The sequence below is a fragment of the Vibrio sp. MEBiC08052 genome, assembly GCF_001506075.1.
GTDB lineage: Bacteria > Pseudomonadota > Gammaproteobacteria > Enterobacterales > Vibrionaceae > Vibrio.
The window spans coordinates 1,390,772-1,406,708 of record NZ_KQ947475.1 but is presented as its reverse complement, the minus strand read 5'-3'; the positions used below and the strand labels follow the sequence as shown (position 1 = coordinate 1,406,708).

Below are 15,937 nucleotides of genomic sequence, written 5' to 3'. Positions count from 1 at the left end.
AAGATGGATGAACAGCGGTCAGTCGCTCGGGTTAGCATTGAGGTAACATACATAAGGCATTACACAAATGCTAACGATTATCATTTACAGGGATGATAAACAGCCTGTTGAATAAAATCAATTGATAATGATAGCCATTCGCAATAAAGTACGTACCTTTAACGATTGACTCAGCGCTGTCACTATCTGGTTTTTCAACTCAATAAGATGTTGCGCTCGAAATAAATTGGAGCTTCCTATGCCTCGCGTATTACTTCTCCTTGTGGGGATCATGTTTGCTATCCTCATCGCAGGATGCAACGACAACACCGAAAACACGCCCAATCCCTCAGAAACGTCGCTGATGGTTTCCCAAGGCTGGCCGAAAACGATTTCTAACCGTTACGGCAAAGTAACGCTGAACAAACCTCCGCAACGTATTGTATCCACCAGCGTGTCGATAACCGGAACACTGCTGGCTATCGATGCCCCGCTCATCGCCTCGGGAGGCACGCGCCCCGACACACTCGTCGCGGATAAACATGGTTTCTTTTTTCAATGGAACCAAATTGCCTATGACCGCGGTGTGAAACCCTTGTATCAGGGTGTTGCCAGTGCTGAAGCAGTCGCGAAAGAAAAGCCCGACCTGATCATCGTCTCTGCAACCGGCGGAGATTCGGCCGTTAAGCTTTATCAACAATTCTCAACTATCGCACCGACGCTGGTGATCAATTACGACGATAAAAGCTGGCAAACGTTAGCGCGGTTGCTGGGGTCGGTTACCGACCGAACACAGCAGGCCGAATCGGCCATCACAAGATTTGACACCCGATTACTGGCATTAAAAGACCGCATCTCACTGCCACCGCAACCGGTCTCAGCGATGGTCTATTACGGAGATAATCGCGGGGGCAACTTTTGGACGGATGACTCGGCTCAGGGGCAAATTCTGAACGGACTTGGCTTTACCCTGAGCCCGCTGCCCGATGAGCTGAAAAACAATCATCAAATGGGCAAACGTAAAGATATCGTGCCGGTGAACGGAGAGAAATTTGCCGATGCGATTACAGGCCGCTCGGTACTGTTATTTGCCGCTGATGCCACTGTTGTCGAGCAGGTCAAACATAACAAGTTTATTGCTCACCTCCCGGCAATCCGCCAAGGCAATATCTTTGCGATGGGCAACGACTCTTTCAGGCTCGATTACTACAGTGCGATGAATTTACTCACCACACTGGAGACGACCTTCAGCCGCTCAAACGTTGCGGGATAAAAAAACACCTCGTCTGAGGCGGTTTATGGTTAGTTCGTCACAGCTTGCGGCGTCTCGCTCTCTTCCTGAGGCGCTAACGCAGGATCGAATAATGTTGCCTGCCGCAGTGAACGAAACGCCGTCACCATCAACAGCCCGATTCCGGTGGCTCCGACACCAAAGCTCAACACGGACACCGCCGGTGCCATCACTTTGCCAAGCGCACCGAGCCCCAGCGCACCGACCGAATCACCGGTGACATCTTGCGCGGTCCACAGGCTGCTGACCCGGCCTAACAAGTGATCCGGTGTATGTCCCTGCACAATTGAATATTGCAGCAGAGACGCAACCGATCCGGCATAGCCGTAGACCACCAAAATCGCTAAGAACAACCAGAAGTGACCGGCAAGCCCCATCAACACAATGGATAAGAAAGTCCCCATTGTTGCATAAATCATCACCATGCCCGGCTTGCGTGCCGTTTTTACCCACCCGGACGTTAATGCACCGATCATGGCTCCCAGAGGAATGGCGGAATACATCAAACCGGCATTAGCCGCATTGCCGGTAAAAGTTTCCAGCGCCAAAGCCGGAAACATCACCCGAACTGCTGTTGCCAGCGTCTCTAACGTCCCGAACACCACCACACAACCCACAACTTTATTGGAAAATAAGAACTTCACGCCCTCATACAGAGACAATAAGGGATTCTCCGGGGCATGATGCGTCGGTTGCATCGTCGGCAGTCTGAATAACGGAATCAGGGTACCGAGTGTCCCGACGGAAGCGGCTAAATAGTTCCAGCTGACATCCCCGAATGAAATAATCAGCCCGCCGATTGCCGGTGAGAGCACCATACCGATGCGCACGGTGAGCATACTCAAGGCCGCAGCCGCCGGCAGATTTTCCCGCCCGACAATCACCGGGAGAGAGGCCATCAGAGCCGTCATGCCCATCGCACCGAAAAAACCATCCCATACAGAGAGTAGATAAAGTGCGGTCAGGGAGGCGTTCGCCAATAAACTATTCAGCGCTAATGCACCAAAGCCGATGCCACAGGTTGCGCGCGCCATCAGAATCAATTTACGCCGGTCATATTTATCGGCGAGCACACCTCCGAAGAGCAGGCCGACAAACATGCCGACACCATCTAAGGCCATAATCAGGCCGACTTGCAGGGTTGAGCCGGTCATTTGATGAATCTGGATCGGCACTGCAACAGTCATCATGCCTAAAGCGAGCACTGACATCATTCTGGCAATAAATACCATTCTGAAATGGGGATTTTCTTTCAGCAGGCTAAAATCTAATAGCAGTTTGGGCGTTTTCATGGTCATCTACGTCAAAATTTGAGGAATTTAAAAGAGTTACTCTTCATTACGAGTGTTTGAAGCTTGAACATTCTAATCATTTATTTATAATAATGGAAATGATAATTATTTTTATTAACATTCATGAATCATCTATTTTCTCAGCCCCGAACGTCTCATCAAGACGTAACAACACCGATACAAAGCGTCATGATGCCTGCCCGGCTATCCAGTCAGTCGGGCAAACTCATTTTTCTGATGTTCGCACTAGTGATGATCTGCATCATCAGTCTTTTTGTGGGTGCCAAAAGTATCTCACCCAGTGTGGTGATTGATGTATTGCTTGCCAAAGCGGACTCCACCGAAAGTTTGATTATTGTCGAGAGCCGGTTACCAAGAACCCTGCTCGGTTTACTGGTCGGTGCCGCCTTAGCGGTGGCCGGTGGCTTAATTCAGTCGATCACGCGCAATCCTCTTGCCGACCCGGGAATTCTTGGCGTGAACGCCGGGGCAAGTTTCTTTGTACTGGCGGGGATTGTGCTGCTGGGGAATCAAAGTATGACAGAGCATCTCTGGCTGGCGTTTTTCGGCGCGATGCTCACCAGCGTTTTTGTTTATTTTGTCGGCACCTATAAGGAAGCCAGAGTCAATCCGCTCAAAATCACTTTAGCCGGGGTGGCTATCGGGGCGTTACTCGCGGGCGTTTCTTCGTCGATAACACTGATGAATCCGGTGGCATTCGATGAGATGCGTTTTTGGGATGCCGGCTCACTGGATATCCGCGATCTGTCCCTCGCATCGATGGCTGTTTTACCGATTCTGGCAGGCATCATCGCAGCGCTCATGATTGCACCCGCTTTAGATAACCTTGCGTTGGGAGAAGAGATTGCCCAAGGTTTAGGCACGCCGGTAAAGCTGGTGCAGCTGAGCGCTTTATTTGCCATTGCCCTGCTTTGTGGCAGCGCGACCGCAATTGCCGGGCCGATTGGCTTCATCGGCTTAATGATTCCGCATATTGCTCGTCGTTTGTCCGGCCCCAACCAACTGTGGCTCACGCTTTATGCAATCGTGCTCGGCCCACTGTTAATCATCAGTGCTGATATTGTCGGCCGGGTTATCGCTGTCAACGAGATTCGGGTATCCATTGTGACTGCTTTTGTCGGCGCACCGGTGCTGATATATCTGGCACGTCAAGTCACCTCTTTTGGTAAACTATAATGCAACCATCCAACACGATTTTACTCGGCAGCCAATCCGGTTGGCTCAATATTCTGCTCTCGAAACACACGCTCAAATGGTGCGTCGTTCTGCTCTTTTTCACGGTTGCCGTCGCGACTTTTGCCCTCTCCACCGGGCAGTTAAAGACCACCTTTGCCGAACTCTCACAAGTGCTGTTCGGTGAAGGGGAAAAGTTCCTGACCACGGTCGTTCTCGAATGGCGGCTGCCCCGCCTCACGGCCGGATTAGTCTTTGGCGCGGCGCTGGGGGTCAGCGGTGCATTGTTTCAGTCCCTGATCCGCAATCCGCTGGGCAGCCCGGATGTAATTGGCTTCAATACCGGCGCCTATACCGGTGCGTTGGTGGTCATTATTCTGTTTGGCGGCAGCGATTTGCAGATCGCTTGCGGTGCGATTATCGGTGGTATTGTTTGTGCCGGTGTGGTGTATGTGCTGGCGTTTAAGCAAGGGATACAAGGTTTTCGTCTGATTATTATCGGCATTGGTGTGAGCGCGATGTTGAGTGCGTTTAATACTTGGATGATGATTTCAAGCAGCTTAGAAACCTCGATGGCAGCAGCGCTCTGGGGTGCGGGCTCACTCAATGGTCTGAGCTGGCATCAGGTTGTGCCGTCGCTGTCCTTTATTGGTATCGCTTTACTTGGCGCAGCAATGCTGGCGAGAAAAATGAACATCCTCGAAATGGGAGATGACAGTGCCAATATGCTGGGTATCCACAGTGAAAAAATACGCCAGCTGGCGATGGTATTCGGGGTCATTTTAACCGCGGCCGTCACAGCGACCGCAGGCCCGATTGCTTTCATTGCGCTGGTTGCCCCGCAACTGGCGAAGAAACTCACCCGGGAAGGCGGTGTCGCCATCATTCCGGCAGCATTGATGGGCGCAATGCTCCTGACGCTGTCAGACTTTATCGCAGCGAATCTCTTTGCACCGAACCAATTACCTGTCGGCATTGTCACCATCAGTATTGGTGGTTTCTACCTGATTTATCTTTTAATTCAACAATCGGGAAACTGATATTGTGACTGATGTACTGCACGCAACACTTACCGATACAAGTCGTCTGATAGCCGAAAATATTACCCTCGCCTATCAGGATCAGCCGATCGCTCAGGGGCTGTCACTCCACATACCGGATAAGCAATTTACCGTGATTCTGGGCCCTAACGGTTGTGGCAAGTCCACCCTGCTCCGCGGACTGAGCAAACTGCTCTCGCCAAGCGAGGGGCAGATCTGTTTTGACGGGAAAAACCTTGAACACTATTCGCGCAAAGCGCTGGCGAAAATTCTGGGGCTGCTTCCCCAATCCGCAATCGCACCCGGCGGCATTACAGTCCATGATCTGGTGGCAAGAGGACGTTTTCCACATCAGTCCTTTCTGCGCCGCTGGACATCAGAAGACGAACAGGCGGTCAATGACGCCATCAAAGCCACTCAGATTGAAGCCTTGCTACAACAGACTGTCGAATCGTTGTCCGGCGGGCAGCGCCAGCGTGTCTGGGTGGCGATGGTCTTGGCCCAGCAAACGCCTTATCTGCTATTGGATGAACCCACAACCTATCTGGATATCGCGCATCAAATCGAGTTACTGGAACTGTTCAGAAAACTGAACCGACAAGAAGATCGCACCATTGTTGCGGTGTTGCATGACCTCAATCACGCTTGTCGCTACGCGGATCATCTGATTGTGATGAAGTCGGGCGCGGTTATTGCCCAAGGTGCGCCGAAACAGATCATGAGCGAAACACTGATCCGCAACGTCTACGGGTTAAACAGTCTTATTATTGATGACCCGTTAACCCATACCCCCTTGGTTATCCCGAAACCGTTATCAAGTTAATCTCCTGCTTAAATTAAAAAATTTGATCACATAAAAAAGAACCGGCGAATGCCGGTTCTGTGATTTATGCTTTGAGCGTTTCTATCTGGCACAACAGCGTATCGAGTTGTTCACCGATTTCCCGGACATGCTCCGGCGCGAGGATGTCTTCGTGAGAACAATCAAAATAGTGTTTTTCCAGCTGGGTCAGGAACGGCTGCCAGTGGTGGTCGATGTCATAGCCTTGCGGCAATGTTCTTTGCGCCACAAACAGATCAACCCGACCCTCATATTCGGATGAGCGCGCTCCGGATAACAGGCGGACTGCATCGGCATAGTTGGCCGTAATGTCTTGAAACATTGCCGACCTTTGCTGGTCAAGTTCATCATCGGTCACATCATTGGCCGCCAGAAACAGATCTTTCTCCCGTTCGATTTCGTCCTGCGCTTCGTCATTCATGGGCCCGTCCCAGTCCTGTCCTTCAGGGGGATAAGTATCCAGCAGGCCAAGAAACGCCACTTCCTCACCCTGCTGCACCAGCTTCGCCGCAAGGCTCTGTGCCACGGTGCCGCCAAAGGAATACCCCAATAAATGATACGGCCCGTGGGGCTGTACCTGTTTGAGGGCCTTCATATGAATTGCGCAGGCATCTTGCATGTCGGTGCCTGCCGCAATCGCCCCGGACGGACGCGGTGATTGCAGGCCGACAATCGGATAGCTGCCGCGCAGATATTTCGGCAACCCGGTGTATTGCCAGGCAAAACCCGATGCTGAATTGATACAGAATAAAGCCGGGCCATGACCGGCACGGATCGGCAGAACTTCCCCGAACCCGGCTAAGGTCGGATCATTGCGGGCATCATCATCGAGCAGTAACAGCGCCAGTTTTGCAACGGTCGGATGCACCATGATCTGGCCGACTGTCACCGGTACATGCAACACGCGCCGGATCTCTGCTGCTAACTTCATCGCCATTAAAGAGTGTCCCCCCAGGGCGAAGAAATCATCTTCTGCGGATAATGTGTCAATGCCCAGCACATCGGCAAAAATAGCCACCAGCTGCGCTTCCAGACCGGGGCGCGCTTTACGCCCTTCAGCCGTGACAATGTCACTCGGCAACGGCAGCGCTTTCCGATCTAACTTACCGTTGGCACTGAGCGGAAATTCTGCCAGTACAATAATCGCAACCGGAACCATATGCGCCGGAAGTTGCTCAGACAAGGCCGCCTTGAGCCAATCACCATCGGTCTGCCCGTCTTCACTCAAAATGACATAACCAACCAACTGACGATCATCCGCACCGGCCATGTTCTTTTCTAAGCCGAGCGCTTTGGCACACACTAACGCTTGCTTAACACCCGGCAGAGATTGGAGTGCGGTTTCGATCTCACCCAGTTCAATGCGCTGTCCGCGGATTTTGAGCTGGTCATCGCTTCTTCCCAGATATTCGATTTTGCCCGACGGCAGCCAGCGCACAACATCCCCCGTGCGATACATCCTTTCACCACTGGCAAACGGGTTGGCAATAAACCGATCTGCGGTCAGCGCGCTGCGATTCAGGTAACCAATCGCCAGTTGGTCACCGGCAAGATACAACTCACCCGGCACACCGACCGGTGTCTCCCGCAGAAAACTATCCAACACATACAGCCGGGTATTCCACACCGGCAAACCAATCGGCACACTGTGCCCGAAACTCTCCCTGAGCGGTGCACCGAATGCCGGACAATACGTCACGTCTACCGCGGCTTCCGTCGGGCCGTACAGGTTATGTAAAGGGGCATCGATCCATTGCGCATAGACATCGGCGAGTTCTTTCGACAGCGCTTCACCGGAACAAAAGACCCGCTGTAAGCTCGGCGCAACTTTGGTGATCTGTTCGTGATGCGCGGCAACCGATGCCATAAACGCCGCAAGCATTGACGGTACAAAATGCATTGTTGTGACTTGGTAATCTTCAATCACCGCCATCAGCCACTCCGGATCTTTATGTGACTCCGGGGGCGCCATCACTAACGTCGCGCCCTGAATCAGCGGCCAGAAGAATTCCCACACGGACACATCAAAACTGCACGGGGTTTTCTGCAACACCACATCATGATGACTGAGCTGATACTCAGACTGCATCCATTGCAAGCGGTTGACAATAGCTTGGTGAGAAACCAGCACCCCTTTCGGATTGCCGGTAGACCCCGAGGTATAGATGATATACGCACCGTGCTCCGGACGCGGCGCCTGTGGATGTGGCACATCACTGAACGGCGTCGGCTCAGGCAACTGATCTAACATCAACAGTTCCCCCAGCTCACCAAAACGCGCCTGATACTCGTAAGTGGTGATGATCAGTTTTGGCTGCGCATCACCGATCATGTAAGCCAGTCGGTCATCAGGATAACTGACATCGAGCGGCAGATAAGCGGCACCACATTCAATAATACTGTTGAAAGCCAGACTGAGCTTAACGCTTCTTGGCAATGCGACCGCAACCACATCGCCCACACCCACATCATGACTGACCAGCAGATTGGCAATCGCAATCACTTGCTCACGCATGGCTTGGTAACTCAAACGGTTGTCACTGTCGATCAGTGCAATCTGTTCCGGCGTCCGCGCCGCCTGATCAGCCATCAGTGAACGCAGCGTGTGATGACCCACTTCAGACTGCGTCTGATTGACACGTTTCTGAAGCGCGATTTCAGCCGCCAAACGTAAATCGAGTTGCGCCAGGGGGATTTCAGGGGTATCAATCACGGCTTGCAGCAGTTTTTCAAAGCGCTGCATCACTTGCTGCGCAATCCCGACGGTATCCCGGTACTCAAACAGCACATGAATTTGCTCACCGGGGAGCACCAGAATCGTCAATGGATAGTGGGTATAACCACGATTGTGAATATCGGTCAGCTTAGCGCCCTGATAATCCTGACTGTACCATTGCGAGTGGTCAGGGTAATTTTCCACCACCAGCAAAGTATCGAATAACGTCTCTCCCCCGGCTAACTGCTGAATTTCACCCAAACCAAGTTCATCATGTTCAAGCAGTTGGATCTGCGTGGCCTGATGCGCCTGCAACTGTTCCAACAGGCTCTGTCTGGCATGAAGTTTCATTCGCACCGGTATGGTATTACTGAACAAACCGATATGTTCATCAATACCTTTAACCCGTCCGAACCGCCCTGAGATTGGCGTCCCGAAGACCACATCTTCCCGCCCGGTCATGCTCCCCAGAATACATGACCAAATCCCCTGCATCAGTGCGTTGATCGTTAAACCATAAGCACTCAACCGTTGACTGAGTTGCTGCGTTTTTGCCGCGTCAATAATCAGCTCATACTCTTTGACACACGCTTCTACCGGCACATCTTCGAATGCAATAGTCGGTGTCACGTCTTGCAAAACATCCTGCCAAAGCGCTTGTGCTTGCGTTTTATCACGTTGTTTCAACTGGTGGACGACATCCGCATAACGAGCCGATAACGGAGGCAAACGCTGGTTTTCTTTGACATACGCGCTCAGGAAATCACCAAGTAGGATAGGCGTTGACCAACCATCGACAACCAAATGATGCGCTGAAATAAACAGCGTGCTTTGTGCTTCGCCATGATGAATCAACATCGCACCGAGCAACGATTCATTGGGATCATTGAGGTCAAACTGGCGAACCAGCGCTTGCTGTTCAGCATGGCCAAGATACGCCTGTTGCTGTTGATCGCTCTCTTTACGGATATCCACACACACCAACGGCCAAGGCGTACTGGTTTGAGGAATCAACTGCACCGTCCGGCCTAAAACTGAGCTGTCGAATTGAGCCAGTAATTGCGGATGACGTGCGATCACCGCATTCAAAGCTCGCTGAACTTGCTGTGGATTAACCTCCCCCTGAAAAGTCAGTCGGGTGGTTGAGTTGTAATTGCTATTCTCATCGCCCAACTGCGACTGGAACAACAACCCTTCTTGCAGCGGCAAGGCAGGCAGAATATCGCTGACAGCGCCAAAACGATTCGATAGTGCTGCTGCGTCGTGAAGAGAGATGCCGGTTTCAGTATATTCAGCCGGAACCCGCAGCATCACTTGGGGTGTGGGTTGCTCACGCAACCAGTGTAGAATTGCTTCAAGTTGCAGCGTGATTCGCTCACAAATCGCATTGATCTCATCATGGCTGAATTGCGCCTCATTCCACGCCCAGTTGAGAGCAAGCCTCGGTTCATGATCACTTTCATCGACAAAAATATTCAGTTCCAGCGGATGTAACAGCGCGTTATCGCTGTTGAGCGAAACCGCAAACGTGTCGGCAAACTTGCCCGCCCGGCTGATCGGTGACCACGTTCCCGGAGACTGCTCAAACCGGCCGAGATAATTCAGCAATAGCGACGCCTGATTGCGTTGAGATAACGCAGTGAGTGTCTCGCGATACGAGTTGTCTAAATACCGGAGTGCCATGTAGCCCAATCCCCGGTCTGTGACACTGCGCTTTGGTTGCTTAACCTGTTTGAGTAATGCTGATACTTCACCGTCTTGGGGCAGCTCGATGACTAACGGGAATTCAGTGGTAAACCAGCCTAAGGTTTGACTGAGGTTGAGTGAAGCATCAAATTCTTCGCGGCCGTGAGACTCTAAATACAGCCTGATCGCTTCTTTTTGATAACACTGACCCAGCGCTGAAGTGACCGCTGCAATCAACAGTTCATCAACATCGATAGCCTGAGCATCCTGGCAGTAACTGAGTATGTTTTGGGTCAGCGCTGCCGGTAGCATCACCCGGCGCTGAACCACACGCCCCGGTTCCGCTTGCGGTTTGAGTGGCTCAATATGACGCGATTGCTGCGCAATCCAATCTTGTGCTTGCTGAGTCAGCCGGGGCAAATGTTGATAAAGTGCTTGCGACCACGAATTGATCCCCGTGACTTCCGGTGTTAGCGCTGCATTGACTTGGTTGACTTGGGCACGGACGACGGTTTTTAACTGCGGTAACAGAATGCGCCATGAGACACCGTCAATGATCAAGTGGTGAGCAAGAATCATCAGCCCATTGCGCCCGGCATGATCGCGAAGATTGACCAGCCGGAGCATCGCACTGCCCGGTGATAACCTTTGACTGACCTGTTCAAAAACGCCGTCTAAATCAGCGAGTTCGAGTTCGTCCACTTGGCGTGTTTCAATCCAAGACTCAACCGCTAACTTATCGATTGACTCAATCCGATAACGCGCATCTTGCTTGATCAGTCGGCAAACCGAGTGATTGGCAACCAGTTGTTTCAATCCGGCCTGAAGATGATGCAAAGTAATCTCTGATTCAATCGCAACAAAGACGCCTTGTACATAACGGGTATTTTCGGCAAAAGTTTCTTCGAACCAACGCCACATCGGCAGCGGCTGAATCTCTCCGTCCTGTTTCTGTGCCACGTGACGACGCAGGGGTTTCATCGACTCAGCCATCACGCCTAACTGACGTGCTGAGAATATGTCTCTGGGACGCAGTTCATAACCGGACTTTCTCAGTAATGTCCCCAGCCCCATGGCAGAAATACTGTCGCCCCCCAAGGCAAAAAAGTCATCGGCAATGCCGACTTGATCCACACCGAGCAACTCAGCCACCGCATCACACAGCACCTGCTCTTCAGGATTGGTCGGAGCCACCCATGTATTGCCAGACACAATCGTCGGTTCAGGCAGTGACTTTCGGTCAATTTTGCCATTCACATTGAGGGGAAACTGCGCCATGATCACCACCGCAGCAGGTACCATATATTCGGGGAGCGTCGCGGCAATTTGGGTCAATAAGGTTTGCTCATCAAGCAGCGCCCGGGCGTGATTAACCAAGGTGCAGTAGGCAATCAGTCGGTGTGATTCTCCGTGGCGCTCAGCAATAACCACCGTCGTGTCAACCCCTTCAATCGCATTCACAGCGCTTTCAACATCCCCCAGTTCAATCCGGAACCCCCGAATTTTGACTTGGTCATCGCTGCGGCCGATAAAGTCCAGCTGACCGTTATCACGCCATTTCACCAAGTCACCGGTCCGGTACATGATTTGTCCGTCTTCAAACGGGTTTGCCACAAATCGCTCTGCTGTCATACCGGCTTGGTTTAAATAACCTTTTGCCAGTCCTGCGCCTGCCAGATACAACTCACCGACGCGACCAACGGCCACCGGATTCAACTGCTGATCGAACACATAAGCTGTGGCGTTTAAGATGGGGCGACCGATCACCGGTGTGTCGTCCGCGCAGAGTGATGCACTCACCGCATCAACGGTAAACTCGGTCGGCCCGTAGCAGTTCTCAACCAGCAAATCCGGGTAGGTTTTGAGCCTTGACCAGAGTTGCTCAGGCACAGCTTCACTGCCGATCAGCACCAGTGAAGGGACATGGTCAGCTTCCATCAGTCCGTTATCGAGCATTTGACTCAACAGCGAAGGCGGCAGATCCAAAGCATTGATCTGATCGCGGGCGACTTTTTCGCTCAGCTCACAGGCATCTCTACGCTGCTCATCGTCGTACAGGTAAAGGGAATGCCCACACAGCATCCAAAGCACTTGTTCCCAGGATGCGTCAAATGAGAACGATGTGGTATGTGCCGCCCGAACCTGCACGTCGTGCGCAGCACATTGTTGTTGCGTAGCAAGGTGCCGGATCGTCTTGGCAAAAACAGAGTGCTGGTGCGAAAGCAATAAATTGAGCAACGCTCCGTGGGTGTTCATCACGCCTTTGGGTGTCCCGGTCGAGCCGGAGGTAAAGACGATATAGGCCACATCAGCAGGGGCAATCTCAAGGCTTACCCGTTCGGTCACCTGCTGGCTGGCAAGCTCATTCAGCGAGATGCAAGACGTTAAGTGGTACCACGACAGTGTCTCTGGCTGCCCGACAATCACGTGCTTTGGCCGGGCTTGCGTTAAAATGGTTTCGATCCGCTCCTGAGGATAGGCCAGATCAATCGGCAGGTAGACCGCACCGATACGAAGAATCGCCAGCATCGTGATGATGGTTTCCGCGCTACGCGGCAAAGCAACCCCGATGATATCGCCTTTGTCTGCGCCTAAGGCGTGCATCTGCTGCGCTCGCTTGTCGATCGTCTGATCAAGCTGGGCGAATGTCCAGCGCTGCCCGGCAAAGCTTAAAGCAACTGCGTCAGGCTTTTGTTTGACCTGACGCGCAAATACCGCGAGCACGCTCCCCTGTTGCTGCCAGTCTTCAAGTACGGTTCCGGTTGACCACTGCATTATCTGCTGTTGTTCACTGGCAGGCATGATCTCCAGTGCATGGAGCGGTATATCCGGGTTGCGGGTAATCTGCCCGACCATATGAGCAAAACGCTGACCATGCAGAGCCAGTGACTGTTGTGAGTATTTCCCGGCATTGGCGGTCAGTGTGAGGTGCAGTTGGTCATCCCTGAGTTGCGGAGAGAATTCAATGTCGTCAATCGGGCCTGCTGAAAGAATGTGAGTACGGCCTGTCGTGCCAGCCAGATTGATTGTTTCTTCAAAGGGTTTGTAGTTCAGCAGCGGCCCGTACAAGGGTTGTCCGACTCTGCCCGAATCCCGCTGGATTTGTTCAGCATCATACATTTGATGACGGCGGGTCTGACGAATGACCTTGTTCATCGCCCGGGCGACATCAGAGAGGGTCATCTCGGGCTCAACTTCCAGCGTCAACGGCAGCACATTGACCACCGCGCCGGTCGAACTGGCTGCCGCGCTTCCCATGCGGCGCATAAACGGAAAGCCGACACACAGGCGGTGCTCACCTGAAACTAAATGGAGGTAGGCAAAAACCAACGCCATGGCAAACTCTGAAGGGAGCACTTGATTCCCTCCCCGGTAAAGCCATGCCCCGCCCGCCAGATTAATGCTGAATCTCTCGACGCCGGTGGCTAAGGTTTGGTGTCCGCCGGTGACTAACGAAATCATCTCAGGCAGCTGACTCGCGGTTTGCTGCCAAAAGCTGCGCGCGGTTTGAAACTGCTCAGACTGATAAAATTGCTGATGTTCGGCAATTACGTCTTGAAACGGGGTAAACGGCACCGGTGCGGCTGTCCCCGCTGTTAACCGGTTGTATTCACTGACGATATACTGTGTGATTGCATTAAAACTAAAGCCATCCACATCAATATGATGATAGCGCTGATACCAGAGCCACGCCGGTTTACCCGATGTACCGACATTGATCAGACAGTGGCGGTATCTTGGAGAGTCCCCTTGCAGATCAATCGGTGTCGCAAGGTCGGCTTGCATCCATGCCAGCGCTGATTCATCAGCAAATGCCGACTGGGAAAAGTCCATGATTTCCAAGACATCTTGCCCTAATCTGCCCCCATGGCTGCCCTGTTTGACAGTTCCGTCTGTTTCTACATATTGCTGATGCAGCGAGTCAGCGGCTGCGACACCACGATTGACCGCTTGCGTGAAGCATTCTAAATCAATCGCTCCGTCAATCTCGGTATAATGGGCTACATTAAATGCTTCAGGTCTGGGCATCACTTGCTGCCCGAACCAAATCCCCTGCTGCGTACCAGTCAGATCATATAGTTCTTCTGGTACCCGATGGTCTTTCATTCGTCCATTCCTTAAAAATAATCACGTGTTTTTTCTGGTTCTTTTTATCGTCTTGAGGTGCCGGCTATACCCGGATGTCTTGCCAATGGGCTTCGATGTATGCGATGCAGCGCTGTTTATCACTGGGCCCGAACGTATTTTTCCAACCGGAAGGCGCCTGTTTAAACTCAGGCCACAGGCTGTACTGACCGCATTGGTTGATCAGGACAAGAAACTGATTTTCAGGATCATCAAAAGGGTTAACGTATTGTTCTGACATATCTGACTCCGCTTAGGCTGAATAAAAACTCACAATGAGAAGATGTAAGAGAGGCCATCGATGATGCCACCACGCCAACATAAGCGTTCATGGCCCCCCTCGAAGACTCGGTATTGAATATTGTGTTGTTGAGAAGCGAGTTGGCAGTACATATCCTGACTGAGGTCAATCATGATATCTTCGCCACTGCCGACTTCCATGAAGATGTTTAGACCGGCACGACGCCCCAACCCGTCATGCACCTGTCGGCTCATTTCACTCAGCAGATGAGGCGATTCAGGGGCGACGTAGTCACCGGGAGGTTTGACGATTGAAAAATCCGGCCACCAGAATGAACCGGACTGACACACCACCGAGCCAAACCGTTCAGGCCAGTTGAGCGCGGCGAACATGGCCGCTAACCCACCCAGACTCTGGCCGACCACGACAGTTTGCTGCGGATCGTTGCTGAGCGTGAAATAGTGAGCAATCACAGGAAACAGTTCTTGCATGATTGCCTGCCAAAACGTCGCGTTACAGCTCAGATCATCATGACGCCGGCGTCCGTCAACTTCATCAATCAGCACATAGACGGCTGGCGGTAATACGCCTTCTTGGGTGGCACATGACAGTGCATCGTAAATCGGCAGCGACTCTGACCAAAACCGGCCATCAAGCAGCAAAACCACCGGTAATGCCGGTTGTTCCGGGGAAAATGGCTGTTCAGCAGCAACGTGTTGTTTAGATAAAACTTGCGGCTCAGAGGAAGCGGTGGAATAAAGCCAGACCCTGCGGCTGTCGTTCAACATTTCACTCTGCCAATCGATGGTGTAAGTTGCCTTGGCGACACTTTTCCCGCCAAGCTTATCAAACGGTTGCCACTGGGGTTGCAGTGGTGCATCCGGCATATGCAGCGGCGTTTTGGCGCTCCCCCAAGCGCAATGTGTGAGCCCGTTCGGGTTCAGTTGATCACGACAACTGAGCGGAAATATCTGCTGTAGCCATTGACGGTGCTGTTGTCTTTTCTCGCTGTAGTTCCCCGCATAATCGGGCTGAACCAAAGCTGAGGGCACAGGAATAAATGCATAACCACCACGCCAAGTCAGCGGAATTGCAGCGACATAGAACCACACATCCGTACCGGCTATCCGGGTAAGCTGAGCCATATTGAAGCTGTGATGATCGGTTACCCCGTTGATATCAATGTACACAGCTTGAGTCGCTGCCGCGTCTTTCTGTGGCGGAAACTCACGCCAAAGAAAGACCACATCTGCATATTCACCAGTCACAGCAGCCACGACTGGCGTGCCTTCCGAGCAAATGATTTGCCACCATCTTTCATCCCCGATATTGCAATTGTCTCTGGTGAGACAATTGCAAACGCGGGCAATACTTTGTTGCTCTTGTCCTTGGGTATTTTCAACAACCATAACTGTTCCGATTTATCAGCCACATACTCATTCACAGAAAAATTGATCAAGTGGCACAAATTTACCTGATTCATTATTGTAAATAATAATAATTATCATTACCATAACCACCCGCAACAACTT

General features: G+C 52.1%; 8 protein-coding genes. 4 read left to right on the top strand and 4 right to left on the bottom strand.

Annotation, left to right across the window (positions count from 1 at the left end; genetic code table 11):
* The first annotated feature begins 238 nt into the window (after positions 1–238).
* Positions 239–1,252 (top strand): Fe2+-enterobactin ABC transporter substrate-binding protein, encoded by a 1,014-nt coding sequence (gene fepB / locus VRK_RS06185; protein ID WP_059120567.1) that lies wholly within the window; start codon positions 239–241, stop codon positions 1,250–1,252.
* Between the two features lie 29 nt (positions 1,253–1,281).
* On the opposite strand, the gene entS is transcribed toward fepB, so the two are convergent.
* Positions 1,282–2,562, bottom strand: coding sequence for an enterobactin transporter EntS (gene entS, locus VRK_RS06180; RefSeq protein ID WP_059122675.1), 1,281 nt, complete (start codon positions 2,560–2,562; stop codon positions 1,282–1,284).
* A gap of 123 nt (positions 2,563–2,685) precedes the next feature.
* Here entS and VRK_RS06175 point away from each other — a divergent pair, with 123 nt between their 5' ends.
* From VRK_RS06175 to VRK_RS06165, 3 genes are all read left to right on the top strand, one after another.
* Complete coding sequence (locus VRK_RS06175; RefSeq protein ID WP_059120566.1) at positions 2,686–3,759, top strand: iron chelate uptake ABC transporter family permease subunit; 1,074 nt, start codon at positions 2,686–2,688, stop codon at positions 3,757–3,759.
* Positions 3,759–4,796 (top strand): iron-enterobactin ABC transporter permease, encoded by a 1,038-nt coding sequence (gene fepG / locus VRK_RS06170; protein WP_059120565.1) that lies wholly within the window; start codon positions 3,759–3,761, stop codon positions 4,794–4,796. Before VRK_RS06175 ends, fepG begins: the two co-directional genes overlap by 1 nt.
* Positions 4,797–4,884: 88 nt before the next feature.
* The gene (locus tag VRK_RS06165) at positions 4,885–5,619 is read left to right on the top strand and encodes an ABC transporter ATP-binding protein (RefSeq protein WP_231735806.1); all 735 of its coding nucleotides are present in this window, start codon (positions 4,885–4,887) and stop codon (positions 5,617–5,619) included.
* Between the two features lie 64 nt (positions 5,620–5,683).
* Here the strand turns inward: VRK_RS06165 and VRK_RS06160 are convergent, their stop codons facing one another.
* The 3 genes from VRK_RS06160 to fes all read right to left on the bottom strand — a co-directional run bounded on the left by VRK_RS06160 (position 5,684) and on the right by fes (position 15,814).
* Positions 5,684–14,146 carry a non-ribosomal peptide synthetase gene (locus VRK_RS06160; RefSeq protein ID WP_059120563.1) on the bottom strand — a complete coding sequence of 2,821 codons (8,463 nt, stop codon included), beginning with the start codon at positions 14,144–14,146 and terminating at the stop codon, positions 5,684–5,686.
* A gap of 64 nt (positions 14,147–14,210) precedes the next feature.
* On the bottom strand, positions 14,211–14,405 hold the full coding sequence (locus tag VRK_RS06155; protein WP_059120562.1) for an MbtH family protein: 195 nt from the start codon (positions 14,403–14,405) through the stop codon (positions 14,211–14,213).
* Positions 14,406–14,434: 29 nt separating this feature from the next.
* Positions 14,435–15,814, bottom strand: coding sequence for an enterochelin esterase (gene fes / locus VRK_RS06150; protein WP_059120561.1), 1,380 nt, complete (start codon positions 15,812–15,814; stop codon positions 14,435–14,437).
* Positions 15,815–15,937 lie beyond the last annotated feature (123 nt).